This window comes from Stenotrophomonas sp. SrG, from assembly GCF_050031795.1.
Taxonomy (GTDB): Bacteria; Pseudomonadota; Gammaproteobacteria; order Xanthomonadales; family Xanthomonadaceae; genus Stenotrophomonas; species Stenotrophomonas rhizophila_A.
In genome coordinates this window covers 1-280 of sequence record NZ_JBNBBE010000201.1, presented here as the reverse complement: position 1 = coordinate 280, position 280 = coordinate 1, and the positions used below count along the sequence as shown (strand labels likewise).

The window sequence follows — 280 nt, the reverse complement described above, 5'->3', positions numbered from 1 at the left end:
TCGTGGCACCAAACACGTTGCTGTGGCCGTGCACGGCATCGGTGCCCCAGATCACCGTCACCGGGGTGCGTGCGTCAGTGGCCAGCGAGGCGGCGAGATAGGCATCGGCCAGCTTCACCCAGACGGCCACGCTGGCGTGCTTGTCCATGCCCGGCCACGAGCCACCGCCATTGAGCACCGAGCCGCTGTAGTAGGTACGCACCTGCTCCGGGGTGATCTGCTTGATCTCCGGCTGGGTCCTCTGCCCGACCTTCTGGGCCAGGGTCAGCTGCGCACGGAT

Annotated in this window: 1 pseudogene; it reads right to left on the bottom strand. The window is 67.1% G+C overall.

Annotated elements, in window-relative coordinates:
• Positions 1-280 (bottom strand): annotated as a pseudogene (locus ACQG3P_RS19535) (glycoside hydrolase family 3 protein); the annotation flags it as partial.